Source organism: Thomasclavelia sp., assembly GCF_017889095.1.
Lineage (GTDB): Bacteria > Bacillota_I > Bacilli_A > Erysipelotrichales > Coprobacillaceae > Thomasclavelia.
This window is the reverse complement of the sequence record NZ_JAGHEW010000015.1, coordinates 1-26414: the sequence shown is the minus strand read 5'-3', so window position 1 is coordinate 26414 and position 26414 is coordinate 1. Positions and strand designations below refer to the sequence as shown.

Below are 26414 nucleotides of genomic sequence, written 5' to 3'. Positions count from 1 at the left end.
TCTTAACATTATTGCAAATGAAAAAATACTTATTTTAATAAAAAGAAAAAACTATCATCACGATAGTTTTATCCATTTTGATTATTTTCAGCCTCTTTTTCCTTGCTTTCATAATAATTACGAACTAACATCTGAGTCTTACGAATATGTTTTTGAATCTTTTCTTTAGCCAGATTTTTATCACGAGCTAAAATTGCTTCGTAAATTTCCTGATGTTCTTTGGCTGCAGAAACCAAACGATCAGGCTGTTTAATTGAATGTCTTGATGTAACATGAATATAGTAATTAATATCTGATAATAACTGTTCAAAATATTTTGATTGGGTTGCACAATAGATTGCTTCATGGAAAGCAATATTTAATTCATTGAACTTTTCTTGATCGTTTTTACTAGCATAAAATTCCATTAAATCATAAACTTCTTTAATTTTTCCAAGCTGTTCATCATTGATTCGTTCGATTGCCAGCTGGATTGCTAAACCTTCTAAGGCATAGCGAATTTCTAACATATCATCAATATCCCGATGGGAAAAGCCTAAAACATAGACTCCTTTATTAGGAATACTTTTAACTAATCCTTCTAATTCGAGCTGTTTTAAAGCTTCACGAACTGGTGTTCGAGAAATATTTAATTGCTTAGCCAAAGCTACTTCGTTTAATTTTTGTCCTTTAGTATATTCTTCATTTAAAATTTTATCACGTAATACAGTAAAAATCTTATTTCCTAAGGACCCATGTCCTGTATTTTCTAAAATATTTTTTGCCATAACCTACCCTAACTTTTCAATTATTGCTGCTGTAAACTCATCAGTTGTAGCCTGACCACCAATATCTGGAGTAATTACCTTACCTTCAGCTACTACTTTAGCTAATGCATCGCGTAGTTGATTCGCTTCGTCTAATTTTCCTAATGCTTCTAACATTAAAGCAAATGCTAATAATAAGGCACTTGGATTCGCAATCCCTTTACCCGCAATATCTGGAGCACTACCATGAACAGCTTCATAAATCCGATATTCATCGCCAATATTACCGCTTGGTGCAAAACCTAGTCCACCAATTAATCCAGCACATAAATCAGATACGATGTCACCATATAGATTTGGTGCTACTAGTACATCAAAAGTTTCCGGACGAATAACTAATTGCATGCACATATTATCAACAATTACTTCTTGAGTTTCAATTTCTGGATATTCTTTAGCAACATCTCTAAATGCTTCTAAAAATAATCCATCAGTATATTTCATGATATTTGCCTTATGTACTGCAGTAACTTTTTTACGACCATTATTTCTAGCATATTCAAAGGCATAGCGAGCTATTTTTTCACTAGCTTGACGGGTAATTAATTTAACCCCATTAGCCATATCGGGATTAATCATATATTCAATCCCTTTATATAAGTCTTCCGTATTTTCACGAATAATTACTAAATCAATATCATCATAACGCGAATTGATTCCTTTAAATGATTTAATTGGCCGGACATTGGCATAAGTAGCAAACTGTTGTCTTAAAGCCACATTAACACTTCTAAACCCCGTACCAATTGGCGTTGCTGTTGGTCCTTTTAAAGCCCATTTATATTCTTTGATAGCATCTACCAAACCAGGTTCAAATACTTCTTTGCTAACACTGGCATATTCAGCTCCAGCCTGGTATTCTAACCATTCAATATCTAAATTCATCGCTTTAGTTATCTCAACAACACTTTTAGAAATCTCTTTACCGATTCCATCTCCAGGAATTAAAACAGCTTTCATTAAAAATCACCACCCAATTCTTTAATTGCATTTAATAAACCACCATAGTTGATCATTACTTTTTCCCGTGGTGATAAAGTAAGCGTTGCTTCAATAAAATCATTAGTTGTTTCATTGATAACTTTTACTTTGCCACCTTGTTCAACTACTTCTTTAATATTAACAATTTTATAATTATCTTGATCATTGAAGAATTCTTGATCTTTAGCTTCAATTACTAATGGTAAAATTCCATTATTAATTAAATTAGAACGATGAATTCGCGCAAAAGATACCGCAAAAATCGCTTTGATCTTTAAATAATTAGGGACTAAAGCCGCATGTTCTCTTGAACTTCCTTGTCCATAATTATCACCGCCAACGATAAATCCACCGCCATTGGCAATTGCCCGATCATAAAATTCCGGATCAACTTTACTAAATGAATATTTAGCTAAATGCGGTACATTAGAACGATATGGTAATAATTTACTATCTGAAGGAACAATATGATCCGTAGAAATATTATCACCAACTTTTAATACTACCTTACCGCTAATTTCATCATTAATTTTGTCACCACGAGGTACTGGTTTAATATTTGGTCCCATATACACTTCATTATTTTCATCATATTCATCAAGAAAGAAATTCGCATTTTTAATAAAAGGTGTATTTGGTACATCAGCTAAATACATATCATCTTCAAATTCTTGTGACAAGTATCCTTTAATGGCACTCAATGCGGCAATTTCTGGGGATACTAAATATACACTAGCATCATTAGTTCCCGAACGTCCTTTAAAGTTACGATTAATTGTTCTTAAAGATACTCCTTTTGAAAGTGGTGCCTGTCCCATTCCGATACATGGACCACAGCCACATTCTAAAATTCTAGCTCCAGCATGAACCATATCCGCTAAAGCTCCATTTTGTGAAAGCATCGCTAAAATTGAACTAGAACCAGGGGCAATTACTAAAGAAACATGATCAGCTACTTTACGCCCTTTTAAGATTTTGGCTGCCTTCATCATATCAGCAAAAGATGAATTCGTACATGAACCAATTACAACCTGATTAATTTTCATCCCTTGTAAATCTTTAACTGGTACTACCGCATCAGGACTATGTGGTTTAGCAGTCATTGGTACTAAGGTACTTAAATCAACGGTTAACTCTTGATCATAAGTAGCATCATCGTCAGCTTTCATTTCAACATAATCTTCTTCACGGCCTTGTTGAATCAAATAATCTTTAGTTCTTTGATCAGTTGGGAAAATTGAAGTAGTTGCTCCCAGTTCTGCTCCCATATTACAAATCGTTGCCCGATCTGTTAATGATAATGATGCAATTCCATCACCAGTATATTCAATAATTTTATTAACACCGCCTTTAACGGTTAATTGTTGTAAAATATACAAAATAATATCTTTAGCACTAACCCAAGGTGCTTTAGTTCCTGTTAAATTGACTTTTACCACACTTGGACATTGTAAATAATATTTACCAGTTGCCATCGCTACGGCCACATCTAATCCGCCAGCCCCAATTGCAATCATGGCCATGGCACCACATGTTGGTGTATGTGAATCTGATCCAACTAAAGTTTTACCTGGTTTTGAAAAGTTTTCTAATTGTAATTGATGGCACACTCCATTACCTGGTTTTGAAAAAACAATTCCATGTTTTTTAGCCACACTACGAATAAATTCATGATCATCCATGTTTTCAAATCCGGTTTGTAACATATTATGATCAATATAAGCAACCGCTTTTTCTACGGCAACGTGTTTTATATTCATTGCTTCTAATTGCAAATAAGCCATTGTCCCAGTTGAATCCTGAGTCAAAGTTTGATCTATTTGAATTCCAATTTGTTCACCTGGTACTAATTTTCCATCTTTGAGTTTACTGCTTAGAATTTTGTATGCTAAATTCATACCCATATCGATTATACCCTCCAATTATTCAATGTTGCATACAATTATACAAAAAAACAATCTTGATTACAACCCTTATCAACAATTTTTAAACTAGAAAATATTATTATGAAATTTATCAAAATTGTTTAGATTATAACAAACTCTATTTTTATTCACAACCCTTATTTTTTATCTTTAAAAGCTAATTGAAAATATCGTATTTAAGTAATGATTATGATATATTTATAGCGAGGTGATTGCATGAAAATTTCGACAAGAGGACGTTACGCTTTGCGTTTAATGATTGATTTAGCTAAGCATCAAAGTGATGGTAATGTTTCTTTAAAAGATGTTTCTAAACGACAAAATATTTCCATTAAATATTTGGAACAAATCGTTAAGCCTTTAACTAAAAATAACTTAATTAAAAGCATCCGTGGCAGCCATGGCGGTTATAAACTTACCAGGAGCCTTCAAGACTATAAGATCAAAGAAATCCTAACGGTACTTGAAGGACCCATTGCCTGTGTCAGCTGTTTAGAAAATAAGCCTAATCAATGTCCCCGGTTTCAAAACTGTCCAACTATTAGTTTCTATGAAGGGTTAAATCAAGTAATCAATGATTATTTAGATAATTATACCCTTGCAGATTTAACTAATAAACTATAAATAACCTTTAAAATATGATAGAATAACTAGCGGTGATAGATATGTTATTAGAATGTTCAAATATTCAAAAATCCTTTCAGGGAATACCTTTATTAAAGGATATAACTTTTAAAATTGATAATCATGATAAAATTGCAATTATCGGTGTTAATGGGGCCGGGAAAACAACAATCTTAAAGATCATTACTGGTGAAGAGGATTATGATAGTGGTAATCTTTTTTGCAACAAAGAATTAACGATTGGTTATTTAAAACAACATCATGATCTGGATTTGAGAAAAACGGTATATCAAAATGTTTTATCGGTGTTTGAACCGTTAATTTTAATTGAACAGCGCTTACGCAAACTAGAAGAATTAATGGCAAATGACCATAATAGTCAAATCTTAAACGAATATGATCAATTAACCCAAACCTTTAATGATCAAAACGGTTATAGCTATCCTAGTAAAATTACTGGGGTCTTAAAAGGGCTAGGGTTTAGTGAAGATGAATTTGATTATCCTGTCAATGTTTTATCTGGTGGTCAAAAAACACGTCTAGCTTTAGCTAAATTATTATTACAAGAACCAAAGCTATTGCTTTTAGATGAACCCACTAACCATTTAGATAATAGTGCAATCAACTTTTTAGAAAATTATTTAAAAAATTATCCTAATGCAATCGTAGTTGTCAGCCATGACCGTTATTTAATCGATCAAGTTTCTAATAAGATCGTTGAAATTGAAAATGGTAAAAGTAAGCTTTATAAATGTAAATATGAACAATATTCAATGCAAAAAAAGAAACAGCGTGCGATTGATCTTAAACACTATATCAATCAACAAAGAGAAATCAAACGAATCCAGGAAAGTATTGACACTTTAAAATCATATAATCGTGAAAAACAAGTAAAACGGGCTGAATCTAAAGAAAAACAACTGGCTAAGATGGAAATTATTGAAAAACCAGAAAACTTACCAGATACCATTACTTTAAATTTTAAACCTAAACGGGAATCTGGTTTTGATGTTTTAAAAGTTGAAAATTTAGCGGTCAAATTTGACCAAATCTTATTTCAAAATATTAATATTGATATCAAAAAACAAGAACGAGTTGCTCTAGTTGGTGATAATGGAATTGGGAAAACTACTTTATTTAAAACTGTTTTAAATCAAATTGTTCCCTATCTTGGTAAAGTTAAATTTGGCAGCAAAGTTGATGTTGCTTATTATGACCAGGAGCATAGCACTCTTTCATTAAACAAAACGATCTTTGATGAAATTGGGGATACTTTTCCTAATTTAACGAACACTGAAATTAGAAACAGCCTTGCCTTGTTTAATTTTAAAGGTGAAGATGTTTTTAAAGAAATTTCTTTATTATCAGGCGGTGAAAAAAGCCGGGTTGTTTTAACTACGATTTTATTAAAACAAGCAAATTTCTTGATTCTTGATGAACCAACTAACCACTTAGACATTGCTTCTAAAGAAGTCTTAGAAGATGCTTTAAATCAATTTGAAGGAACGATTTTCTTTATTAGCCATGACCGTTATTTTATTAATAAAGTAGCTACACGCGTAATCGAATTAACTAGTAATCAGGCTATTAGTTATAATGGTAATTATGATTTATATATTACTCATAAACTTAACGAAAAGCCGGTTAAAGTGCAAAATACGGATTATCTAAACATGAAGCAGCAAAATGCCATTTTCCGTAAGCAACAAAACAAAATAAAAAAAGTAGAAAATCAAATTTCTACTTTAGAAAATCAAATCAATGATCTAACTAAACAATTGCATAGTGATGAAATCGTTAATGATTATCAAAAATATAACGAACTAAGTGCTACAATTGCTGATCTTGAAAATGAATTAAATGAACTGTTAGAACAATGGGAAGCCCTGCAATAAGGGCTTTTTAAATTGGTTCTACTTTTAAAATACAATAATCCTCAGCCATTTGTGACCCTTCACAATCTAAATATTCAACTTTTACTAAACACTGTTTATTGTTTCTCGTTTGTAAATTAATACAGTCACCTACTTTAATCCCTTCTTCTTTACAAACAATGATATGTTTTATTTTTCCGTTACAGATTTTATCAAAATATTGCTGTTTAACCTGTAAATTACACATAAAAAAACTCCCTTCATTCTTTTAAAATTATTTCTTGATGTTTGGAAACACTTGGTTTAATTACTTTAATTTCAATTGTTTTTTGCATGTCTAATTGGTGTTTCTTCTTTTCTTTGTTTAATTTATATAAAGGATAAAGAAAAAATCTAATTGTCAAAACTATAGCTAAAAGACCTAAATCAATCGACAACAATAATAATAACGGCTTAATATACATCTCCATTTCCTCCTTTATACCAAAACATCAACCATTTATATATATGCTTCAATAAATGATTTATGCTTTAAAACAGTATAAATAATTTCCATTAAACAATTTGTCTAAATTCAATGAAGACATGATTTTATTTGTATTTTCAAAATTTGTAAAACGGTTTCACTTTAATTTTCATTTATAGTATAATAAGGATATATATATGAAGGAGGAAAAGAAATAGATGTTACACAAAAAATTAAAACCCTTCCCTAAGGATTTCTTGTGGGGTGCTTCTACTTCAGCTTATCAAGTAGAAGGAGCAAATTTAGAAGATGGTAAAGGACCATCATGCCAAGATGTTAAAAAAGTACCTGAAGGAACTTCTGATTTAACTGTTTGTGCTGATCATTACCATCGTTATAAAGAAGATATTGCTTTAATGGCAGAAATGGGATTTAAAACTTACCGTTTCTCTATTGCCTGGACAAGAATCTTGCCTCAAGGTACGGGAGAAGTTAATCCTAAAGGTATCGAATACTATAATAATGTTATTAATGAATGTTTAAAATATAACATTGAACCATTAGTAACAATGTTCCATTTCGATATGCCTGCTGCTTTAGACGAAAGAGGTAGCTGGTCTAATCCTGATTCAGTTGACTGGTTCGTTAACTTCGCAAAAGTGATGTTCGAAAACTTTGGTGACCGTGTTAAATACTGGTTAACTATCAATGAACAAAATATGTTAACATTAGTAGGACCAGTAATTGGTACCCTTACTATTCCAGAAGGATGCGAAAATGTTACTAAAGAAGTATATCAACAAAACCATCATATGTTAGTAGCTCAGGCAAAAGCTATGGCTTTATGTCATGAAATGTTACCTGGTGCTAAAATCGGACCTGCTCCAAATATTTCATTAGTATATCCAGCATCTTGTAAACCAGAAGATGTTTTAGCAGCTCAAAACTATAACGCAATTAGAAACTGGTTGTATTTAGACATGGCTGTATTTGGAAAATATAATAATTTAGTATGGGCATACTTAGAAGAACATGATGCTTGTCCTACATTTGCTCCTGGTGATGCAGAAGCTTTAGCTAATGGTCATCCTGATTTTATCGGTTTCAACTATTATAATACAGCTACTTGTGAAGCTAGTGATGGAACTGAAAAAAGCGATCCTGGTGCTGACCAACAAACTGCTCGCGGGGAAGCTGGAGTTTATCGTGGATATAAAAATCCTTATTTACCAACTACTGAATTTGGTTGGGAAATTGATCCAATGGGATTTAGAGCAACTATTCGTGAAATGTATTCACGCTACCGTTTACCAATGATCGTTACTGAAAACGGATTAGGTGCTTATGATACTTTAACAGAAGATGGTAAAGTACATGACCAATATCGTATTAAATACTATCAAGATCATTTAGAACAAGTTCAACTTGCAATTACTGATGGTTGTGAAATGATGGGATACTGCCCATGGTCTGCAATTGACTTAATTTCTACTCATGAAGGTATGGTTAAACGCTATGGTTTCATCTATGTCGATCGTGAAGAATTTGATCTTAAAACTTTAGATCGTTATCGTAAAGATTCTTTCTACTGGTATAAAAAAGTTATCGCTTCTAACGGAGAGGATTTATCTGATTAATTAAAAGATGGCATTTTGCCATCTTTTTAGTTAGTCTTTAAAGAATTATTTTTAATTTGCTTTGATAGTTTTTCAATTTTTTCATGAATCGTTAAAATCACTTCTTTAAATGCTGCATCATCTTTTCCCGTTGGATCTTCTAATCCCCAATCTTCACGATACTTACAAGGAAGATGTGGACATTCTACATTACATCCCATTGTAATAATAATATCTACTTCAGGGATATCATTAAGCAATTTAGAATACTGTGTTTTTTCCATATCGATAGCATACATTTCTTTGATCAAACGCAAAGCATCTTGATTAATTTGAGGCTTTGTTTCCACCCCAGCAGAATAACTTTCAAAAACATCTGATGCTAGATGTTTTCCCAAAGCTTCTGCGATTTGACTACGACATGAATTATGCACACAAATAAATGCAACTTTCACTTTTTTCATTTACTTTCTCCTTGTTTGTAATATTTTTATAACCTCATCTTTATTTAGAACTTTGCCAAAGGAAACAACTTGTTCATCAATAACTAATGCTGGTGTACTAATAATACCATACATTGCAATTTGTGAAAAATCATTAATGTGTTCAATTTTTATATCTAGCTGTAACTCATCAACTGCTTCTTTTACTGCAGTATGTAAAGCATTACACTTTTTGCACCCGGTTCCTAATATCTTAATTCCTTTTTCATTATTTTTAACTATTGTTTCTTGATTAAAATTACCACAGCAAGATTCATTCTTTTTATTAAAAAATCTCATTTTACGCTCCTTTTATTTTTCATAATCAAACTTTGATTCAATATTTAAGATTTCATAATTTTTATCAGGTACGACCCGCATCCATTTATCATCTAAATAATCATTAATAATCCTTATAATCTCATTTTTCGAATACTCATGACCATCTCTCCTTAATTCCAAACCACTACATGTACAACCACCTACAGAATGAATAGAATATTCAATACCCATACCTTTTAATAACTGATTAATTTCAACAACCATATTAAAATGAAAAACTGTACTCATAATTACCGCCTCCTTTAAATAAGTAAAAATGCCAATAAATTAAACAAATAACCAACAATAACGATCCCTATTACACATATTCCAATAAACAAAGCTAATAATTTTGGTTTTACTGCTTTTTTCAACATGATTATTGACGGTAAACTCAAAGTAGTAACCGCCATCATAAATGATAAAACAGTTCCTAACAGAGCCCCTTTAGCTAATAGCGCCTGGGCAATTGGAATAGTTCCAAAAATATCTGCATACATCGGTACACCTACAAACGTCGCCAGAATCACACCAAAAGGATTTTTTCCTCCTAAAATACTCGCTACCCAAGTTTCTGGAATCCAGTTATGAATAAAAGCCCCAATTGCAACCCCTACTAAAATATACGGGAAAACTTTTTTAAAGGTATCAATAACCTGCTCTTTAGCATATTGAAGTCGCTCACTTTTTGTTAAAACTGGTGAATTAACATCGATACTGCTAGCATTTAAAATAAATTTTTCAACATATTTTTCCATACGCATTTTTTCAATGATCGTTCCCCCAATTACCGCAATCACCAAACCAACAATTACATACACAATGGCAACCTTGATACCAAAAATACTCATCAACAATACTAAACTGCCAATATCCACCATTGGTGAAGAAATAAGAAACGAAAAAGTTACACCTAATGGTAAACCGGCACTTGTAAAGCCAATAAATAATGGTATTGATGAACATGAACAAAAAGGAGTTACTGTGCCTAATAATGCAGAAATTATATTGGCCCAAATTCCTTTGAACTTACCTAATATTTGTTTACTTCTTTCTGGGGGAAAATAGCTTTGAATATATGAAATAATAAAAATCAGTAAACAAAGCAAAATCGTTATTTTAGTTACATCATAAATAAAAAACTGAATACTACTTCCTAAATGACTATAAATATCAAGACCTAACATAGTTAAAAAATTACCAATAACCTCATTTAACCACTTCATTCCTAATAACTGATCTTGAATAAAACTTAAAATCACGCTAATTAATACCTCCTATTACATATCAAATTTTTTTGATGTATTGATGATAAATAAAAGCCATTAATATGACTTTATTTATAAAACACTTTTAGTAATTTCATTCAAACGTTCTTTAGCGTTTTCAATACCTTTCGCATCTAAACTATAATGAGTCCATTTACCCTCTTGACGACTTTTTACGATCTTTGATTCAACTAAGATTTTCATGTGATAAGACAATGCTGATTGAGCTATTCCAGTTTTTTCAATTAATACACAGGCACATTTTTCACCATCACTTAATAAATCAAGAATCCATAATCTTTTTTCGTCACAAAGTGCTTTAAAGATCTTAGCATCTTCTTTGTATTTTTCTTTCATATTACCCTCTTTTCACATCAAATATTTTTGATATATATAATTATATATTGCTGATAATTATTCTGTCAACATACATCAAAAAAATTTAATGTGTTTTTATCATTAATTGGATATAACGGTAATTTTTAGTAGTAATAATAAAAACTTTTTCATTTATAGGAAATCTACTAGATAAATTAATATTTACGATATAATAACTTGCAAGGAGGAAATACATATATGATACATAAAAATTTAAAACCATTCCCTAAAGACTTTTTATGGGGTGCTTCTACTTCAGCTTATCAAGTTGAAGGAGCAAATTTAGAAGATGGTAAAGGACCATCAGTACAAGACGTTAAAGAGGTGCCTGAAGGAACTTCTGATTTAACTGTTTGTGCTGATCATTACCATCGTTATCAAGAAGATATTGCTTTAATGGCAGAAATGGGATTTAAAACTTATCGTTTTTCAATCTCATGGTCAAGAATTTTACCTGAAGGAACTGGTGCTGTTAATCCTAAAGGAATTGAATTCTACAACAATGTCATTAATGAATGTTTAAAATACAACATGGAGCCATTAGTAACCATGTTCCATTTTGATTTACCACAAGCATTAGAAGAACGCGGTGGTTGGGAAAAAAGAGAATCAATTGACTGGTTCGTTAATTTCGCTAAAGTTATGTTTGAAAACTTTGGTGATCGTGTTAAATACTGGTTAACGATCAATGAACAAAATGTTTTAATTTTATCAGGAGATATTATCGGTACAACTAAATTAACAGGACCAGATAAATATAAAAGCTTATATCAACAAAACCATCATATGCTAGTAGCTCAGGCAAAAGCAATGGCATTATGCCATGAAATGGTTCCTGGTGGAAAAATTGGACCAGCTCCAAACATTGCGCTTGCTTATCCAGCATCTTGTAAACCAGAAGACAATTTAGCTGCTCAAAACTTAAATGCTATTAGAAACTGGTTATATTTAGACATGGCTGTTTATGGTGAATATAATAATCTAGCTTGGGCTTTCATGGAAAAACGTAACGCTACTCCAGTTATTGAAGATGGTGATATGGAAATCTTGAAAAATGGTCATCCTGATTTTATTGGATTCAACTATTATTCAACAGCAACTGTTCAATGGTGTGGTGATGATGTTAAAGAAACATTTGGACATGACCAGCAAAAAACGAGAATGGAAGAAGGCGTTTATTTAGGCGCTGCCAATAAAAACTTGCCACATACTGATTTCGGTTGGGAAATTGATCCAATGGGATTTAGAGCTACAATGAGAGAAATGTATTCTCGTTACCGTTTACCAATGATCGTTACTGAAAACGGATTAGGTGCTTATGATAAATTAACTGAAGATGGTAAAGTTCATGATCAATATCGGATTGAATATCTAAGAAAACATATTGAACAGATCCAACTAGCAATTACTGACGGTGTAGAAATGATGGGATATTGTCCTTGGTCTGCCATTGACTTAATTTCTACTCATGAAGGTATGGTTAAACGTTATGGCTTCATCTATGTTGATCGTGATGAATTCGATCTTAAAACTTTAAATCGTTATCGTAAAGATTCTTTCTACTGGTATAAAAAAGTTATTGCATCTAACGGAGAAGATTTATCTGATTAATTAATAAGCGAAGAATTTATCTTTAAACAGATAAATTCTTCTTTTTAATATAATAACCGGAAAATAATCATCATCAAATATAAAAAAATATAACAAATATTTCTTTGATATTTGATTAAAATTAATGTACTTATCATTGAAAAAAATAATAAAACCAACCGATCAATTAATAAATAAACAAAATTCACTTTCATCAATAAAATAATTACACTACTCGCTAGCATCAACAAAACATTTACTAATAAAACTCGTTTAATGATCATCATTAAATATTCTTGTTTATTTAATCTAAGTAACACCCATAATTCGATATTAAGATAATCTAGAACATAATTAATGATAAAAATAATCTCTACGATTAATAATAAAGACATGATGGCAAAATCAACTAAAGAACGGGGACAATCCTGAGTTAAATATAAATATCGTTGATAATTATCATTAGTTATCCCATAAATAATAAGCCTAATTATCAAACTAACAATTAAAAAAGTGTATTTACGATATCTTACTAATTTTTCCATTTTCTAACTTTAATACTTGGGTAAACTTTATTGCATCTACTCCATCATGAGCGCAGATAATAATCGTTTTATTTTGGTGATGCAACTGATCAATTAATTGATTAAACTGTCGTATACTTGCTTGATCTAGTCCTCTAGTTGGTTCGTCTAATAAAATAATATTTTGCTCTTCCATAACGGCCTGAATAATAGCTGCTTTTTGACGCATCCCTAAACTATATTTTTTAATTAGAGTTTTTGATTTTAAATCTAGATTAAAATATTGGCAAAGTTTGTTCACTTTATCATAATCGAATTTATTTTTCAATTCATATAAAAACTTTAAATTATATTCTAGTGTTTCATTTTCAATAAATGCCGGATTTTCAATTACTGCTCCAATATTTTTTGATTTATCAAAAGTAATTTTTCCATCATCTGCTTTTAATAACCCCGCTAATATTTTTAATAACGTTGATTTGCCACAGCCATTTTGACCAACTATCCTAACTAATGCTCCCTCTTCAATATCTAAATTTATTTTATCTAATACTAAATTATTATGAAACTGTTTAGTTACGTTTTTAATCTTGATCATAAAACTCCTCCTATTATTTGATAAAAATATTGAAAAAAATTAATTTGGATCATGATATTTAATATAAACGGCAGAAATCTTAATAATAGTTTTAAGATATTATTATTGATTTCAAAAGAAACAATAATCAATAAATCATAGATACAAAACAAAAGATAAAGAATCATTAGATAAATTAGAGTAGTCATCAAACTATATAAACGATCATAAAAAGTAAAAATAGGAATGATATAAGCAAAGATAAGTACTATTAACGTATTATCAAAGATTCTTTTTACGACCATTTTCCTAAAAACATTTTTAGATATTCTAATTATTATAAATACATTAATTGCATAAAATTGATTAATGTCAAAGAATTGAAAAGACAAAAATAAATTATTAATTAAAAAGGCAAATAAACTAGCGGTAATAACTAAATAATCAATATTTTCAATGGCACTTTGCTTAAACAAATAAAAAATGGATAGATAGGATACCAGTAAATAAATAACCATTCTTTTTAGCTTATTCATCATAACGTTGCCTCATCTTTTTAGTAACCAAGATAACTAAACCTGTAATCATTAAATACCAAATAACAGCTAGACTAAATGATAAATAACCATAACGCATAAATACCATTCCTGGTTCAAGAATGCTGATAATCATTAAACTTAAAGCTATCGTTTTAACTAACTCATCATACCCCAAGACTCCTTGAATTAATGGACTAATTAGTGCTGAAAGTAAAATACTGGCAAATAAAAATATTAATGGTAAAAAACGAAAAACATATTTATTTTTTATTAGTGTACTAAAAGAAAAAATTAAGCAGTTAAAAATAGCAACACCGATTGCTGATAAAAGAATATAAATAATTAAATTACTTAACGGATTCTCGTTAAATAACTGATATTTAAACTTATCTAGCTCACTAACTTCCTGGTAGCCGTAAATCATTAATTCACTAAACAAAAAAACTACATGGATCAATAAATAATAGCCAATACTTTTTACAATTATAGTTTTAAATTGATGAAAATAATATTTTAAATATCCAAGACGAACAATCATCTTTTTGTCAAAGCCATTATTTACTAATTGATAACTGTCAATTACACAAAGTTCTTGAAAACCAAGCAAAAAAACCAAGAAAAAAGCAATATTTAAATTTCCATTCCATAAATATAAGTAAATATCGGTAAAAAAATCCTCTTCAACTCCTGATGTCATATACTTATTTAATGAATACCAGCCAACCATAACAATGATTATTAAAATACCAATCTTTTTAACTATTTTCATGATTATCTCCTTATTATTTTCTACTACTTAATTTAATGATAACTAATCGTTAATAGATAACAATATTGTTGGCAACTTTGGTATTTTTATGGCAAGAATCACTACTGTATTTATTTGACGGGTTTGCTTAGAATTTAATATAATTAAATTAGGAGGAATAGTTATGCAAATTGCCATTATTGATGATAATAAAGAAGATTTGATGATAATTTATGAAGCGATCAATCATGAAATCAAAAAATATCAATTAGCTTATCAAATTGCTTGTTTTAACGCTGTTGATCAGTTTGACTTACAGCAAATCTATGACGTTTTGTTTTTAGATATTGATATGCCTAAAAATGGAATTGATCTTGCAAGAGAGTATTTAAAACAACATAAAAACACTATGATTATTTTCATTAGTAATCATGATGAACAGTTTTATAATGCTTATAGTGTTCATCCTTATCAGTTTATTAAAAAAAATGAATTAGCTATAATGATCAAACGATTAATTCAAGAATTAGTCGAAAAACTAGAACAGCAAAATAATACTTTGATCATAAAAATCAATAGTGACTTTCAAAAAATTCTCTTAAATCAAATTAAATATATCCAAAGTGATCGCCATTATTGCATCATTACAACAATTAATAACAGCTATCGAATTAGAGAAAAATTAAGTAATCTAGAAAAAAAGATCAATAATTGCTGCTTTATTCGGATCAGCAACACACGTTTAATCAATTGGCAATATGTTGATGAATATACTAGTAACATGGTTAAAATAGGGATAAATTATTTTAATATCGCACGTAGTCAAAGTAAATTAGTAAAAGAGTCGCGTTTTAATTATATTAGTAAGTTATTATGAGCAATTATTTAACTTTGATAATTAACTTATTAGCTTCATTTACTACTCTTTTTCTAATTAATTTAATTTACTTAAAAAAGAATTATTTTCTTTTATGCCTGTTTACTATTATTTCATTTATTTCCATCAATCTAGCTAATTTATTAAAACTAAATATCTTTTATTTTATGATTGATTTACTGATCATGGATATTTATCTTTCGCTATTATTAAAGCACTTAAAACTAAAAGATTATTTAATTACTATTTTGACCATTGTCTTTAATTTATTTATGTTATTAGAATCAATTATGTTTAACTTTAATGATTTAAATTTCAGTTATTTTATTATGCTTAGTCGGATATGTTTTTTATTTACTCTGACAACTAATAAACTGTGTTTACATTTATATTTCAACTTTTTTATTAATTTTGCTTTTATCTTTTTAATTTTAACCAGTTCTTTATATTTAGACTTATTATTAAGTAACCATGATCTTAGTTTAATGTTAATGATAATCGTTGTTTTTACAATAATTATCATTGCATTATTTAAAGAATCATATCAACAGTCTAAACTTTTATACCAAAAACAGTTATTACTAAATGTTTTAGAAGAGAAAAAGAAAAATTATTATCTATCAAAAGAAACAATTAAACAAACAAAAAAAATAAAACACGATCTTCATCATCTTTTAAACAATCTATTATATGAATTAGATCAACAACATTATCAAAACTGTCGAAAAATTATTTTAAGTCAATTAAATGAGTTAAACAATTTTCAAAGAACTGTCATTAGTGGAAATGATGTGATTGATTATTGTATTGCTTTACAATCTAAGTTAATTGAAGAAAAAAATATTAGAATTACTTGTGATAACTTAGAATTAATTCCGATTGATAATGAAGATTTATTTATTGTCTTTGGTAATTTATTTCAAAATGCGCTTGAAAACTGTAAACCTAATCCTAAATGTCAAGTAATGGTTAGTGCTGGGATAATTGAGGAGTTTTTCTATTTAACAATTAAAAATACAATTAATGAAGCTATTTTAAACAATAATCCTCATTTATTGACTTCTAAGGAAAATAAAGATTTTCATGGTTTAGGAATTATTTCTTGTCAAAAAATCATTGAAAAGTATCATGGTAAATTATTTTTTGATCAAGATAATCTCTTTTTTAGTGCTAAGATCTTGATTCCTAATCACAAATAGTTTTATTGACTATCTTTGTTTATTATAATTTTCAAAATAAATAATTTATATAGACAAAAAGGAATAGCTATTTGGCTATTCCTATAATTCTTCACCGTTAGTTTTAATTACATTTTGATACCAGTAATATGAATCTTTTTCATAACGATCTAACGTTCCGCTATTTTCATCTTCTTCACGATCAACGTAAACAAAACCATAACGTTTTTGATATCCATTTAACCAGCTTAATAAATCAGTGTAAGACCAAGTACAATAAGCAATAACACGACATCCATCATCACACGCTTTTTTAAGTTCTTTAATATGTTCTCTTAAATAATCAATTCGATATGGATCATGGACTTTACCATCTTCTAATTTATCAAATGCCCCTAGACCATTTTCGCTAATAACGATTGGTAAATCATAGCGTGACGTTATTTCTCGACAGCACATTCTAATTCCCATTGGATCAATCGTCCAATCCCAGTCAGTCGTTGGTAAATTGACATTTGGTGGATTTTTATATAATCCCGGAACGCCTTGAACTGTTGCCGTTCCTTTTTTACCGGTATTATTCATTTCATGAGTTGTACCAACACCATCAATATCATTAAATTCAACTGTAGTTGTTTGGTAATAGTTTACTCCCATAAAATCAATTAATTGAGCTGCTTCTTTTAAAATAGCCTGATCTTCTGGTTCCATTTCAATGGTAATCCCTTGAGATTTTAAATAAGTTAAAGCTGCGCGTGGATATCTACCATAAGCATAAACATCCATCCAGAAATAATTTTTTAAATCATCATAATCAGCTTTAGCCATGGCATTTTCTGGTTTATTATCAATCGCATAACTTGGACTATAAGCAAAGCTGGCACCCACTTTAGCTTCTGGCCATAATTCTTTTAAAGCTAAAACACTTTTAGCGTGAGCCATATTAGCATGATGATTCACTTGATAGAAAGTTTTTTGATCATCTACTTTTCCTGGTGGATGCATTCCTTCTAACCAGCCATGTCCCGTAAAGATATTTTGTTCATTCATTGTGATCCAATATTTAACTCGATCTCCATATCGTTTAAATAAAGTTGTCGCATAATTTACATAATCATCAACGATTTGACGATTTTCCCAGCCATGATATTTATCTTCTAAAGCTTGTGGCATATCCCAATGATAAACAGTTACCATCGGTTCAATTCCGTATTTTAATAATTCATTAATTAAATCATCATAGAACTGTAATCCGGCTTCATTGATTTCCCCAGTTCCATTAGGATAAATTCTTGTCCAGGCAATTGAAAAACGGTATGTTTTTAATCCCTGTTTGGCCATTAAAGCAATATCTTCTTTATAGCGATGATAGTGATCTACTGCTTTATCACCTGTTGTTGCTTTGAATGTTTTTCCAGGTATTCTAACAAACTTGTCCCAGTTAGAAACCCCTTTACCATCAGCATCCCAGCCACCTTCTACTTGATAAGCTGCTGATGCACTTCCCCATAAAAAATCTTTAGGGAAACCGTTACTTTGTTTAAAATACATGTCCCAATCCTCCTATTATTATTTAACGTATTTTGTTATAAAGTTAGTCATTGTGTTTTTAAACTCATCAGTTTCTGTTAGTTCATATAAATATCGTTCATCTTTTAAAACAAACAAAACTTTGCTGCCCCGATTTGCATTGTATAATGGATAAACCATTTTTAATGGTACAAAATCATCCTCTTTCATATGCACATATAAAGTTGGGATATCATTGTGCTTAACCATGTCAACATAACTTGTTTTAATATTGATCTTAATTTCTTTTTTGATTTTTGCCTTGATTAATTGAATCGTTGGAAACTTAGGCACTTTATAATCTTTAATTAAGCGATATCCTAATATATCATAAACGCTAGTATAGGCACCATCACTAATAATCGCTTTGACATTTTTTAGTGAATGTTCACTGGCAGCTTTTAAAATCGTATTTGCACCAGCTTCTTTTCCATATAATACAATTTTATGATCTTTACCATAAGTCTTTAGGATAAAACGATTCCAGCTAATTAAATCACGAACATCTTTAATTCCTAAACCACGAATATAACCATCACTTTGACCATGGCCACAAGCATCCACTAACAAGATATTCCATTTTGGATAACGTTCTTTAAAAAATGGAACATATAGTGTCATATCTTTAGCTTCTAAAGCAAAAGGATGTAAAATTACCAAAGTAGTATCAGCATTTTGTTCTTCAATTAAAATACCTCTTAATCTAATTCCTTGATAATTTTTTAAATAGACATTAATACTTGCGTATTTTGTTTCCAAAATACTAGGCTTATCATCTTCTTTATGATGACGATAAAGCATTGCTTTAACCATTTTATTGGCAAAAGCATTAAGTGCTCCAGCACTCGATGCGATCCCCGCAACTACTGCTAATGACGTAGCTAATCTTTTTTTGTTTTTATTCATGTTTTCCATACTCCTTATAATTTTCCATCAATAAACGATTGATGTTACAAACTTGCTCAAATGAGCTTAAACGATATTCCTCATGCTCCATTCTACCAGCATAAAAACGAATTGCTGTTTCGAGATTTTCTCGAATAACCTCTTTATATTCAGGCGGGAAAGTAGAAATTGGGAAGCAAACAAAAATAAACGTATTATAATCTTTAGAAAATAAATTGATCAATAAATCATACCCTTCACTTTGTACTATTGAATTACCGATTGCCAGTTGTAAATCATGATTAGCGAAAGTAAGCATATCATTCATTACAAAACGAATTACATCCATTGAAGCATCTTGAAATCCATCAATATCATTTTCAAAAATTGCTTTTAGATAAGGAATCACAATATTACTAGTTTTACCTTCTTCATGGATTCGATTATCAATATAATTAAAAATTGTTTTTGTAATTCGATAATGTGATAAAACTAGATTTCCAAAATCAGTCATAATTGCAAATGCAAATCGCTGTGAATTACACAAACGCCATATTGCTTCAAGTAAAGGTTCTCTAACTTTGTTATAGAAACCATCTAGATGTTTAAAGACATCTTTAATAATTAATCTGAAATAATAAAGATGATATTGATACTGGGTATCTAAATACTTTGCCGTTGTTCCATCCCATTCATATTCATAAAGAATCTTATCTAATATTAAATTCATGGAATCCATATATTTTTGATAATTTCCATTACTGATTAAACGTTGTAAATAAGGCATAAAAAACTCATAAAATTCATCAACTGTTTCCTGATTAGTACCCCGATGGTATTCTAAGTAGTCTAATATATTACGATAATCAAGCGGTTCTAACATATTAGCAGTATTTTTATTATTGACATAATGTTGAAAAACATGACAATGTAAAATAGTTCTATATTTATTAAAATATAAAATTTGTTTTAAAGCATCCTTAGTGATATATTCTTGTTCCTGTTCATGAAGATCAACTGAAAATGTCGTTTTCACTTCATCACCAGAATAGTCAACCGTTACAAAAACATTAATTTCTCGAAACTGAATATCTCGAATATAATAATGAAACTTGTGTTCAAAACGCTTTGTTTGTACACAGCTATGACAGCGATATTTTCCTTGATAATTACTTTGATGTTCTTCTAAATATTTATGGATACATTCACGTGCCATGAATTCACCTCCTAGCCTTGATTATATTTTACCACGTCTTGAATAACTTTAAAACTAATACACAAAAATAAATATCCATTTTATTATCCTACTTTTGCTTAGATCTATTTGTCAAAACAAGATTGTTATATTATAAGATATTTATCTGCTTTAATAAAAAAAGCATCCAGTTTCCTGGACACTTATTTTCCTTTTTTAAATTTTGGCATTGTTACTACTTTTAACTGATGTCGTTTAACAAATTTTTCTAATGCTTCAATATCCTCTTGATTAAAATGATCAGGACTATGTACATCAATTCCTAAAATTACTTTACATCCCATTTCACTGACTATCTCAAAAAAATGGGCATTAGGATATGGATAAAGCATTTCATCATTGACTTTACGATAGCCCCGACGGATACCACCAGCATTTACTTCTAAAGGAATATCTTTTTCTAACGCTTTTTGACATATTTCCCGGGTAATATTTTTACATAAATCATCAAAATAGACTTTGCCCACCATAAATAAATCAGGATGCGCTACATAGGTAAACAAATCAGTATCTAAAGCTTTCAATAAATCATCTTTGTATTTAATGATTTCGTCATCACTTATATTTACTTTACCATAATAATTAGTCGCAACAGAATATTTATGGAAATGATTACCTAAAATTAAATAATCAGCTTTTCCACTATCTAATAATTCCTGATAATAATCAAGATATTCTTCAAAGTATTCTGCTTCAAAACCCTGATATATCGTAATTTGCTGTTGATATTCATCTTTTAATTGTTTTACCTTAGCTAAATGAATTGGCAATTGTTGATAGGATAAACGCATAGCTGGTCCATTTTTAATAATTGCTCTACAAGCAGAGGCAAAAGGACGAAAGTGACCAATAGTATTAGGTAAGCCTTTAAGTAAATGTTTTCGATAATGTGGTAAAGCAATATGTTCACTAAAACCTAAAACTTCCATTCCAGCATCGATAGCTGATCGTACCATGTCTCTTTCATCACCTACAGCATGACCACAGCGATATGTATGAGTATGAAAATTAGTCTTCATCATAAAATACCTCTTGTAGATAAAGACCCTGTGGTTTTGCTTTAAATAAACATTTTTGCTTTCCTTTGCTGTCTAATAACTCTTGTAGGCGTTCTTGATTAATTCGTTTAGCTCCTACCTGGATCAATCCCCCAACAATATGACGGACCATATAACGTCTAAAACCATTGCCAACTAGGACAAACTTGATAATCCCCTGATCATTAGTAATATCAATGTGATAAATCGTTCGAATTGTATTACCATATTGATCATAGCTGCAAAAAGAAGCAAAATCATGTTCACCAATAAATATTTTAGCTGTTTCTTGCATTATTTTTAAATCTAATTCACGACCATATTGATAGATATAATTGGTTTGAAATGGATTGTATTCATTAACACTTAATAAATAATGATATTCTTTTTTTATCGCACTATAACGACTATGAAAATCCTCATCAACAAACTCCGTGTCTAAAATATAAATATCATTTGGTAAAAAATGGTTGATTGCTCTTTTCCATTGTTTTTCTGGTAAATTGCTGTTAGTATCAAAGTGAAAAACTTGTTTTACGCCATGAACTTTAGCATCTGTACGTCCAGAACCATGAATAATAATTTTTTCTTTACAAATATTTTTCAATGCTTTTTGAATTTCCCCTTGAACTGTTCTTAAATTATTTTGGACTTGAAAGCCATGAAATTTACTACCATCATAGCTAACAATCGCTTTAACTCGAACCATTAAAGAATAAAACTCATCGTAATTACTGCTGTACTTACTAGAATCGTTAATACAAAAGCAAAAGTGTCATATTTTTGCCATTTTAACGATTTATAACGTGTTCTAGGGGCTTCAGGATTATAATTACGACTTTCCATAGCATTGGCTAAATCTTCAGCTCGTTGAAACGCTGAGATAAATAGGGGAATAATCAAAGAAACAATAGCTTTTATCTTATCAGTTAATTTACCTTCATTAAAATCAACCCCACGGCTGGCCTGAGCTTTCATAATCCGCTTGGCTTCATCTAATAAATCCGGGATAAAACGTAAAGCAATCGATATCATCATTGCTAGTTCATGAGCTGGAAAACCAAATCTTTTAAATGGTGATAACATGCTTTCAATTCCTAAGGTTAAGTCTAATGGTTTAGTTGATGATGTTAGAATTGTTGTCATCGTTATAATTAAAATCAAACGAATAAAAATATACGCTGATTGAATCAAAGCACCTGAATAGATATCAAATGAACCAATTGTAAAGACAACTTCACCAGTATTAACTAAAAAAATGTTGAATACCATTAAAAATAGCATCATAAAGACCATAGGTTTAATTGCTTTTAAAATATGTTTTATGGAAATATTAGATAATCCGGCTACTAATAAAACAAACAAAGTTAAAATTCCATAACCAATAAAACCAGCATCAAAAAATACAGCGATTAAAAAAATCAATAAAGCACCGATCTTTAAGCGCGGATCCAAACGATGAATGATTGAATTTACGGGAATATATTTTCCAAATGTCATACTATCCATTTAACTCACCACCTATCGCGGTTACTAAATCATTGATATTATTAATTGAAGTATCAATATTAAATCCTTGCTGGTTCAACTTAATAATAAAATCAGTAATGATTGGTAAATCAATTCCAAGACTATTTAAGTAGTTACTATCTTTAAATACATTTGCCACAGTATCATGTTTTTCCACTTTCCCATGATTCATTACAACTACTTCATCACAATATTGTAAAACGTGATTCATATCATGAGTAACTAGAATAATTGTTTTTCCTAAATTATTAATTTCTTTAAATAAAGCCATCATTTCATTGGTTCCCTGGGGATCTAAACCAGCTGTTGGCTCATCAAGGATCAAAATATCAGGATCCATTGCCAGTATTCCAGCAATCGCAACTCGTCTTTTTTGTCCACCAGATAGATCAAATGGTGATTTTTCTAGATAACTTTCATCTAAACCAACCATTTTCAAAGCTTCGCAAGTGATTTCTTTAGCTTCACTTTCACTAACACCAAAATTAGTTGGTCCAAACATAATATCTTTTTCAATTGTTTCCTCAAACAATTGGTATTCAGGAAACTGAAAAACTAAACCGGCTTTTTTTCTAAGAGGTTTTAATTTACCTGGTTTATCAGTAGCAGTAATTAAATAATCATCTATTTTGACACTACCGCTAGTTGGTAATAACAAAGCATTGATATGCTGAATCAAAGTGCTTTTACCACTACCTGTTTGACCGATAATTGCCGTAAAACTTTGATCTTTGATATTTAAATCAACACCCTTTAAAGCATAGTATGAAAAAGGAGTATTTTGACTATATATATGTTCTACTTGTTTGAATGTAACTGACATAACTCTTGAATTAATACCTCCTTATCTAATGACATACTAGTCTTTATCTTTATTTTATCTAATTCCTTAGCTATTTTTAAAGCAAAAGGAATATCCAATTCGCATTTTACTAAAGTTGCTTCATCGCTTAATACTTTATTTGGGGATCCTGAAGCAACAATTTTTCCGTTATTTAAAATGATAACTTGATCAGCATTTTTAGCCTCTTCAATATCATGAGTGATTGAAATGATCGTAATATCTTTTTCCTGATTTAATTCTTTAACTAAACCGTTGATTTCACGTCGTCCCATGGGGTCTAACATACTTGTAGCTTCATCTAAAATAATGATGTTTGGTGCCATTGCAAGAATCCCAGCAATTGCAACACGCTGTTTTTGGCCACCGGAAAGTTTAGTTGGTTCGTGATCTAAAAAATCAGCCATTTTTACCTTAGTGGCATAGTTATTAATAATTGCATCCATTTCCTGGGGAGGAACACAATTATTTTCTAGACCAAAAGCAATATCATCACGGACAGTTGCGCCAATAAACTGATTATCGGGATTTTGGAATACTATTCCAATGCTATCGCGTACTTTATATAAATTTTCTAAATTTAATTCAATTCCATTTACAATTATTGTTCCACTTTTTTTCTCCAATAATCCAATCAGCAATTTCGCAATAGTACTTTTACCACTGCCATTATGACCTAAGATAGCAACATAATCACCTTTTTTTATCTCAAAAGAAATGTGATCAATTGTCTTTAAACCTTCTTCATATTCAAAAGATAAATCTTTGATTTCAATGATTTTATCCATTTTTGCACCACCTTGACATTTGTTTTTTACATTCTATTATTTATCACTAATTTAGTCAAGTAAAATAAAAAGACCCGAAGGTCTTTTATGTTAAACTAATGCAATAATTGCCATTGTAGCATTATCACCTTTACGATTGTAAGTTTTTAAGATACGAGTGTATCCACCATTTACATCGCTATATTTAGGGGCAACTTCATCAAATAATTTTTGTACTGCAGTTTTTCCAGTTTCTGGATCAATTACATTATGTAATACAGCAGCAGCTTGACGTCTTGCATGTAAGTCACCACGTTTACCTAAAGTAATTAATTCTTCTACTACTGAACGAACTTCTTTTGCTCTTGTTGCTGTAGTTTCTAATTTTCCGTACATAATTACTTCTGTTGCAAGAGAACGTAACATTGATTTTCTAATATCAGAAGTACGTCCTAATTTTCTATTTCTAGCCATGAGATTAGCGCTCCTTCCTATAAAACTGCGAATTAATCAATAGGTTTAAATCCTAATCCTAATTCAACTAATTTTTCTTTAACTTCTTTTAAAGATTTCTTACCTAAGTTTCTTACTTTGATCATATCATCTTCAGATTTAGCGGCAAGATCTTGAACAGTTTGAATACCTGCTCTTTTTAAACAGTTATATGAACGAACTGATAAATCAAGTTCTTCAATAGTCATATCTAAAACTTTATTTGAAGTATCATTTTGAGCTTCTGACATAACTTCCATATTAACTGCCATATCAGTCATTTCAACAAACATATTTAAATGTTCCACCAAAATCTTTGCAGCTAGTGAGATAGCTTCATAAGGTTTTAAGGCCCCATTGGTTTCTATTTCTAAAGTTAACTGATCATATTTAGCACTTTCCCCAACTCTAGTTGGTTCAACTGCATAAGATACTCTTTCAATTGGCGAATAAATCGAATCAGTTGGAATAATACCGATAGTATTAATTTCTTGTTTATTTTGATCAGCACTTACATAACCACGGTCTTTTTTAGCATATAATTCCATGTATAAGTGTGCCCCTTGAGCAACATGTGCGATTACCATATCATTAGAAATCATTGTTACTTCAGAAGGACATTGAATATCGGCACCAGTTACTGTTGCTGGACCTTCAACATCAATGATCATTGTTGCTGATTCATCACTATCCACATCAAATACTAGCTTTTTAAGACGTAAAATGATTGAGGTAACGTCTTCAACTACACCATCAACAGCTGAAAATTCATGGATTGCTCCTTGCACTTTGATAGCATAAATTGCTGAACCAGGTAATGAAGATAACAAAACTCGACGTAATGAGTTTCCTAAAGTTGTCCCAAAACCTCTTTCTAATGGTTCAATTACAAACTTACCATAATTATCAGTTTCATCATAATTAGCTATATTAAAATTTGCTTTTTCAAACTTTTGCATTTATTTTCCTCCTCACTAGGAATTTCTTTATTAGATCATGCAATAATTATCCACGTGGACGTTTTGGTGGACGACACCCATTATGTGGAATTGGGGTAACGTCAGTAATAGAAGTTACTTCTAATCCTGCTGCTTGTAAAGCTCTAACTGCAGCTTCACGTCCTGGTCCTGGACCTTTAACGTTAACATCTACAGATTTCATACCATGATCCATTGATGCTTTTGCAGCTGCTTCAGAAGCCATTTGTGCTGCAAATGGAGTAGATTTACGAGAACCTTTAAATCCTAATGCACCAGCACTAGAC

31 protein-coding genes are annotated in these 26414 nt (G+C 30.3%); 6 read left to right on the top strand and 25 right to left on the bottom strand.

Features of this window, described 5'->3' with window-relative positions; all coding sequences use genetic code 11:
* Nucleotides 1–68: 68 nt before the first annotated feature.
* The 3 genes from J7M77_RS00645 to J7M77_RS00635 are packed head-to-tail and all read right to left on the bottom strand — an operon-like array spanning nt 69 to nt 3691.
* Nucleotides 69–767 carry a GntR family transcriptional regulator gene (locus J7M77_RS00645; RefSeq protein ID WP_296874995.1) on the bottom strand — a complete coding sequence of 233 codons (699 nt, stop codon included), beginning with the start codon at nt 765–767 and terminating at the stop codon, nt 69–71.
* Between the two features lie 3 nt (nt 768–770).
* Nucleotides 771–1766, bottom strand: coding sequence for an isocitrate/isopropylmalate dehydrogenase family protein (locus tag J7M77_RS00640; RefSeq protein WP_296874993.1), 996 nt, complete (start codon nt 1764–1766; stop codon nt 771–773).
* A complete protein-coding gene (locus J7M77_RS00635; RefSeq protein ID WP_296874991.1) occupies nt 1766–3691 on the bottom strand; it encodes an aconitate hydratase in 1926 nt (641 codons plus the stop codon). The genes J7M77_RS00640 and J7M77_RS00635 overlap by 1 nt, the downstream gene beginning before the upstream one ends.
* A gap of 237 nt (nt 3692–3928) precedes the next feature.
* On the opposite strand from J7M77_RS00635, the gene J7M77_RS00630 reads away from it, so the two are divergent.
* Both J7M77_RS00630 and abc-f read left to right on the top strand, forming a co-directional pair.
* Complete coding sequence (locus J7M77_RS00630; RefSeq protein WP_296874990.1) at nt 3929–4336, top strand: Rrf2 family transcriptional regulator; 408 nt, start codon at nt 3929–3931, stop codon at nt 4334–4336.
* Nucleotides 4337–4377: 41 nt separating this feature from the next.
* On the top strand, nt 4378–6231 hold the full coding sequence (abc-f, locus tag J7M77_RS00625) for a ribosomal protection-like ABC-F family protein (protein ID WP_296874988.1): 1854 nt from the start codon (nt 4378–4380) through the stop codon (nt 6229–6231).
* A 7-nt stretch (nt 6232–6238) separates the two neighbouring features.
* Here the strand turns inward: abc-f and J7M77_RS00620 are convergent, their stop codons facing one another.
* Together J7M77_RS00620 and J7M77_RS00615 are read right to left on the bottom strand one after the other, a co-directional pair.
* Nucleotides 6239–6457: a hypothetical protein gene (locus J7M77_RS00620; RefSeq protein ID WP_296874986.1), complete on the bottom strand. Its 219-nt coding sequence runs from the start codon at nt 6455–6457 to the stop codon at nt 6239–6241.
* A gap of 13 nt (nt 6458–6470) precedes the next feature.
* Nucleotides 6471–6674 (bottom strand): hypothetical protein, encoded by a 204-nt coding sequence (locus J7M77_RS00615; RefSeq protein WP_296874985.1) that lies wholly within the window; start codon nt 6672–6674, stop codon nt 6471–6473.
* A 220-nt stretch (nt 6675–6894) separates the two neighbouring features.
* Here J7M77_RS00615 and J7M77_RS00610 point away from each other — a divergent pair, with 220 nt between their 5' ends.
* Nucleotides 6895–8313, top strand: a complete 1419-nt coding sequence (locus J7M77_RS00610; protein WP_296874983.1) for a glycoside hydrolase family 1 protein — start codon at nt 6895–6897, stop codon at nt 8311–8313.
* A gap of 26 nt (nt 8314–8339) precedes the next feature.
* Here J7M77_RS00610 and J7M77_RS00605 read toward each other — a convergent pair whose 3' ends face one another.
* The 5 genes from J7M77_RS00605 to J7M77_RS00585 all read right to left on the bottom strand — a co-directional run bounded on the left by J7M77_RS00605 (nt 8340) and on the right by J7M77_RS00585 (nt 10720).
* Nucleotides 8340–8756: an arsenate reductase ArsC gene (locus tag J7M77_RS00605; protein WP_296874982.1), complete on the bottom strand. Its 417-nt coding sequence runs from the start codon at nt 8754–8756 to the stop codon at nt 8340–8342.
* A complete protein-coding gene (locus J7M77_RS00600) occupies nt 8757–9074 on the bottom strand; it encodes a thioredoxin family protein (protein ID WP_296874980.1) in 318 nt (105 codons plus the stop codon). It lies immediately after the preceding gene.
* A 12-nt stretch (nt 9075–9086) separates the two neighbouring features.
* Entirely contained in the window at nt 9087–9344 is a 258-nt protein-coding gene (locus J7M77_RS00595) for a hypothetical protein (RefSeq protein WP_296874979.1), read from the bottom strand.
* 14 nt (nt 9345–9358) lie between these two features.
* Nucleotides 9359–10321, bottom strand: a complete 963-nt coding sequence (locus J7M77_RS00590) for a permease (protein WP_367236561.1) — start codon at nt 10319–10321, stop codon at nt 9359–9361.
* A gap of 114 nt (nt 10322–10435) precedes the next feature.
* Nucleotides 10436–10720, bottom strand: a complete 285-nt coding sequence (locus tag J7M77_RS00585; protein ID WP_296874977.1) for a helix-turn-helix transcriptional regulator — start codon at nt 10718–10720, stop codon at nt 10436–10438.
* A 219-nt stretch (nt 10721–10939) separates the two neighbouring features.
* On the opposite strand from J7M77_RS00585, the gene J7M77_RS00580 reads away from it, so the two are divergent.
* Nucleotides 10940–12352 carry a glycoside hydrolase family 1 protein gene (locus tag J7M77_RS00580; RefSeq protein WP_296874975.1) on the top strand — a complete coding sequence of 471 codons (1413 nt, stop codon included), beginning with the start codon at nt 10940–10942 and terminating at the stop codon, nt 12350–12352.
* 44 nt (nt 12353–12396) lie between these two features.
* Here the strand turns inward: J7M77_RS00580 and J7M77_RS00575 are convergent, their stop codons facing one another.
* The 4 genes from J7M77_RS00575 to J7M77_RS00560 are packed head-to-tail and all read right to left on the bottom strand — an operon-like array spanning nt 12397 to nt 14740.
* Complete coding sequence (locus J7M77_RS00575) at nt 12397–12876, bottom strand: hypothetical protein (RefSeq protein WP_296874973.1); 480 nt, start codon at nt 12874–12876, stop codon at nt 12397–12399.
* Nucleotides 12851–13453, bottom strand: a complete 603-nt coding sequence (locus J7M77_RS00570; protein WP_296874971.1) for an ATP-binding cassette domain-containing protein — start codon at nt 13451–13453, stop codon at nt 12851–12853. The genes J7M77_RS00575 and J7M77_RS00570 overlap by 26 nt, the downstream gene beginning before the upstream one ends.
* Nucleotides 13450–13971, bottom strand: a complete 522-nt coding sequence (locus J7M77_RS00565) for a hypothetical protein (RefSeq protein ID WP_296874969.1) — start codon at nt 13969–13971, stop codon at nt 13450–13452. Before J7M77_RS00565 ends, J7M77_RS00570 begins: the two co-directional genes overlap by 4 nt.
* Nucleotides 13961–14740, bottom strand: a complete 780-nt coding sequence (locus J7M77_RS00560; protein WP_296874967.1) for a hypothetical protein — start codon at nt 14738–14740, stop codon at nt 13961–13963. The genes J7M77_RS00565 and J7M77_RS00560 overlap by 11 nt, the downstream gene beginning before the upstream one ends.
* 163 nt (nt 14741–14903) lie before the next feature.
* Here J7M77_RS00560 and J7M77_RS00555 point away from each other — a divergent pair, with 163 nt between their 5' ends.
* Both J7M77_RS00555 and J7M77_RS00550 read left to right on the top strand, forming a co-directional pair.
* Nucleotides 14904–15596 (top strand): LytTR family DNA-binding domain-containing protein, encoded by a 693-nt coding sequence (locus J7M77_RS00555; protein WP_296874965.1) that lies wholly within the window; start codon nt 14904–14906, stop codon nt 15594–15596.
* Nucleotides 15593–16795, top strand: coding sequence for a GHKL domain-containing protein (locus tag J7M77_RS00550; protein ID WP_296874963.1), 1203 nt, complete (start codon nt 15593–15595; stop codon nt 16793–16795). Before J7M77_RS00555 ends, J7M77_RS00550 begins: the two co-directional genes overlap by 4 nt.
* A gap of 81 nt (nt 16796–16876) precedes the next feature.
* On the opposite strand, the gene J7M77_RS00545 is transcribed toward J7M77_RS00550, so the two are convergent.
* The 11 genes from J7M77_RS00545 to rpsK all read right to left on the bottom strand — a co-directional run.
* Nucleotides 16877–18325 (bottom strand): glycoside hydrolase family 1 protein, encoded by a 1449-nt coding sequence (locus J7M77_RS00545; protein WP_296874961.1) that lies wholly within the window; start codon nt 18323–18325, stop codon nt 16877–16879.
* 18 nt (nt 18326–18343) lie between these two features.
* On the bottom strand, nt 18344–19249 hold the full coding sequence (locus tag J7M77_RS00540) for an alpha/beta hydrolase (protein WP_296874959.1): 906 nt from the start codon (nt 19247–19249) through the stop codon (nt 18344–18346).
* Nucleotides 19242–20444 (bottom strand): hypothetical protein, encoded by a 1203-nt coding sequence (locus tag J7M77_RS00535; protein ID WP_296874957.1) that lies wholly within the window; start codon nt 20442–20444, stop codon nt 19242–19244. The genes J7M77_RS00540 and J7M77_RS00535 overlap by 8 nt, the downstream gene beginning before the upstream one ends.
* 182 nt (nt 20445–20626) lie before the next feature.
* Nucleotides 20627–21505 (bottom strand): histidinol-phosphatase, encoded by an 879-nt coding sequence (locus J7M77_RS00530; protein ID WP_296874955.1) that lies wholly within the window; start codon nt 21503–21505, stop codon nt 20627–20629.
* On the bottom strand, nt 21492–22229 hold the full coding sequence (gene truA, locus J7M77_RS00525; RefSeq protein ID WP_296874954.1) for a tRNA pseudouridine(38-40) synthase TruA: 738 nt from the start codon (nt 22227–22229) through the stop codon (nt 21492–21494). Before truA ends, J7M77_RS00530 begins: the two co-directional genes overlap by 14 nt.
* Nucleotides 22229–23029 carry an energy-coupling factor transporter transmembrane protein EcfT gene (locus J7M77_RS00520; protein WP_296874952.1) on the bottom strand — a complete coding sequence of 267 codons (801 nt, stop codon included), beginning with the start codon at nt 23027–23029 and terminating at the stop codon, nt 22229–22231. Before J7M77_RS00520 ends, truA begins: the two co-directional genes overlap by 1 nt.
* Nucleotides 23022–23873 carry an energy-coupling factor transporter ATPase gene (locus J7M77_RS00515; protein ID WP_296874951.1) on the bottom strand — a complete coding sequence of 284 codons (852 nt, stop codon included), beginning with the start codon at nt 23871–23873 and terminating at the stop codon, nt 23022–23024. The genes J7M77_RS00520 and J7M77_RS00515 overlap by 8 nt, the downstream gene beginning before the upstream one ends.
* Entirely contained in the window at nt 23849–24679 is an 831-nt protein-coding gene (locus J7M77_RS00510; protein WP_296874949.1) for an energy-coupling factor transporter ATPase, read from the bottom strand. Before J7M77_RS00510 ends, J7M77_RS00515 begins: the two co-directional genes overlap by 25 nt.
* A 90-nt stretch (nt 24680–24769) precedes the next feature.
* Entirely contained in the window at nt 24770–25132 is a 363-nt protein-coding gene (gene rplQ / locus J7M77_RS00505) for a 50S ribosomal protein L17 (RefSeq protein WP_296874948.1), read from the bottom strand.
* A 32-nt stretch (nt 25133–25164) separates the two neighbouring features.
* Entirely contained in the window at nt 25165–26109 is a 945-nt protein-coding gene (locus J7M77_RS00500; RefSeq protein WP_296874946.1) for a DNA-directed RNA polymerase subunit alpha, read from the bottom strand.
* A gap of 46 nt (nt 26110–26155) precedes the next feature.
* Nucleotides 26156–26414: 30S ribosomal protein S11 (gene rpsK / locus J7M77_RS00495; protein WP_296874944.1), on the bottom strand; the 259-nt coding region annotated here is incomplete at its 5' end.

Coding starts and splice junctions, on each gene's coding strand:
- J7M77_RS00615 (WP_296874985.1), bottom strand. CDS start 6,674: ATGTATATTAAGCCGTTATTATTATTGTTGTCGATTGATTTAGGTCTT.
- J7M77_RS00515 (WP_296874951.1), bottom strand. CDS start 23,873: ATGTCAGTTACATTCAAACAAGTAGAACATATATATAGTCAAAATACT.
- J7M77_RS00630 (WP_296874990.1), top strand. CDS start 3,929: ATGAAAATTTCGACAAGAGGACGTTACGCTTTGCGTTTAATGATTGAT.
- J7M77_RS00510 (WP_296874949.1), bottom strand. CDS start 24,679: ATGGATAAAATCATTGAAATCAAAGATTTATCTTTTGAATATGAAGAA.
- J7M77_RS00595 (WP_296874979.1), bottom strand. CDS start 9,344: ATGAGTACAGTTTTTCATTTTAATATGGTTGTTGAAATTAATCAGTTA.
- J7M77_RS00580 (WP_296874975.1), top strand. CDS start 10,940: ATGATACATAAAAATTTAAAACCATTCCCTAAAGACTTTTTATGGGGT.
- J7M77_RS00600 (WP_296874980.1), bottom strand. CDS start 9,074: ATGAGATTTTTTAATAAAAAGAATGAATCTTGCTGTGGTAATTTTAAT.
- J7M77_RS00605 (WP_296874982.1), bottom strand. CDS start 8,756: ATGAAAAAAGTGAAAGTTGCATTTATTTGTGTGCATAATTCATGTCGT.
- J7M77_RS00555 (WP_296874965.1), top strand. CDS start 14,904: ATGCAAATTGCCATTATTGATGATAATAAAGAAGATTTGATGATAATT.
- J7M77_RS00570 (WP_296874971.1), bottom strand. CDS start 13,453: ATGATCAAGATTAAAAACGTAACTAAACAGTTTCATAATAATTTAGTA.
- J7M77_RS00585 (WP_296874977.1), bottom strand. CDS start 10,720: ATGAAAGAAAAATACAAAGAAGATGCTAAGATCTTTAAAGCACTTTGT.
- J7M77_RS00640 (WP_296874993.1), bottom strand. CDS start 1,766: ATGAAAGCTGTTTTAATTCCTGGAGATGGAATCGGTAAAGAGATTTCT.
- J7M77_RS00565 (WP_296874969.1), bottom strand. CDS start 13,971: ATGATGAATAAGCTAAAAAGAATGGTTATTTATTTACTGGTATCCTAT.
- J7M77_RS00610 (WP_296874983.1), top strand. CDS start 6,895: ATGTTACACAAAAAATTAAAACCCTTCCCTAAGGATTTCTTGTGGGGT.
- J7M77_RS00620 (WP_296874986.1), bottom strand. CDS start 6,457: ATGTGTAATTTACAGGTTAAACAGCAATATTTTGATAAAATCTGTAAC.
- J7M77_RS00560 (WP_296874967.1), bottom strand. CDS start 14,740: ATGAAAATAGTTAAAAAGATTGGTATTTTAATAATCATTGTTATGGTT.
- J7M77_RS00635 (WP_296874991.1), bottom strand. CDS start 3,691: ATGGGTATGAATTTAGCATACAAAATTCTAAGCAGTAAACTCAAAGAT.
- J7M77_RS00645 (WP_296874995.1), bottom strand. CDS start 767: ATGGCAAAAAATATTTTAGAAAATACAGGACATGGGTCCTTAGGAAAT.
- J7M77_RS00500 (WP_296874946.1), bottom strand. CDS start 26,109: ATGCAAAAGTTTGAAAAAGCAAATTTTAATATAGCTAATTATGATGAA.
- J7M77_RS00520 (WP_296874952.1), bottom strand. CDS start 23,029: ATGGATAGTATGACATTTGGAAAATATATTCCCGTAAATTCAATCATT.
- J7M77_RS00575 (WP_296874973.1), bottom strand. CDS start 12,876: ATGGAAAAATTAGTAAGATATCGTAAATACACTTTTTTAATTGTTAGT.
- J7M77_RS00540 (WP_296874959.1), bottom strand. CDS start 19,249: ATGAATAAAAACAAAAAAAGATTAGCTACGTCATTAGCAGTAGTTGCG.
- J7M77_RS00545 (WP_296874961.1), bottom strand. CDS start 18,325: ATGTATTTTAAACAAAGTAACGGTTTCCCTAAAGATTTTTTATGGGGA.
- J7M77_RS00590 (WP_367236561.1), bottom strand. CDS start 10,321: ATGAAGTGGTTAAATGAGGTTATTGGTAATTTTTTAACTATGTTAGGT.
- J7M77_RS00535 (WP_296874957.1), bottom strand. CDS start 20,444: ATGGCACGTGAATGTATCCATAAATATTTAGAAGAACATCAAAGTAAT.
- truA (WP_296874954.1), bottom strand. CDS start 22,229: ATGGTTCGAGTTAAAGCGATTGTTAGCTATGATGGTAGTAAATTTCAT.
- rplQ (WP_296874948.1), bottom strand. CDS start 25,132: ATGGCTAGAAATAGAAAATTAGGACGTACTTCTGATATTAGAAAATCA.
- abc-f (WP_296874988.1), top strand. CDS start 4,378: ATGTTATTAGAATGTTCAAATATTCAAAAATCCTTTCAGGGAATACCT.
- J7M77_RS00550 (WP_296874963.1), top strand. CDS start 15,593: ATGAGCAATTATTTAACTTTGATAATTAACTTATTAGCTTCATTTACT.
- J7M77_RS00530 (WP_296874955.1), bottom strand. CDS start 21,505: ATGATGAAGACTAATTTTCATACTCATACATATCGCTGTGGTCATGCT.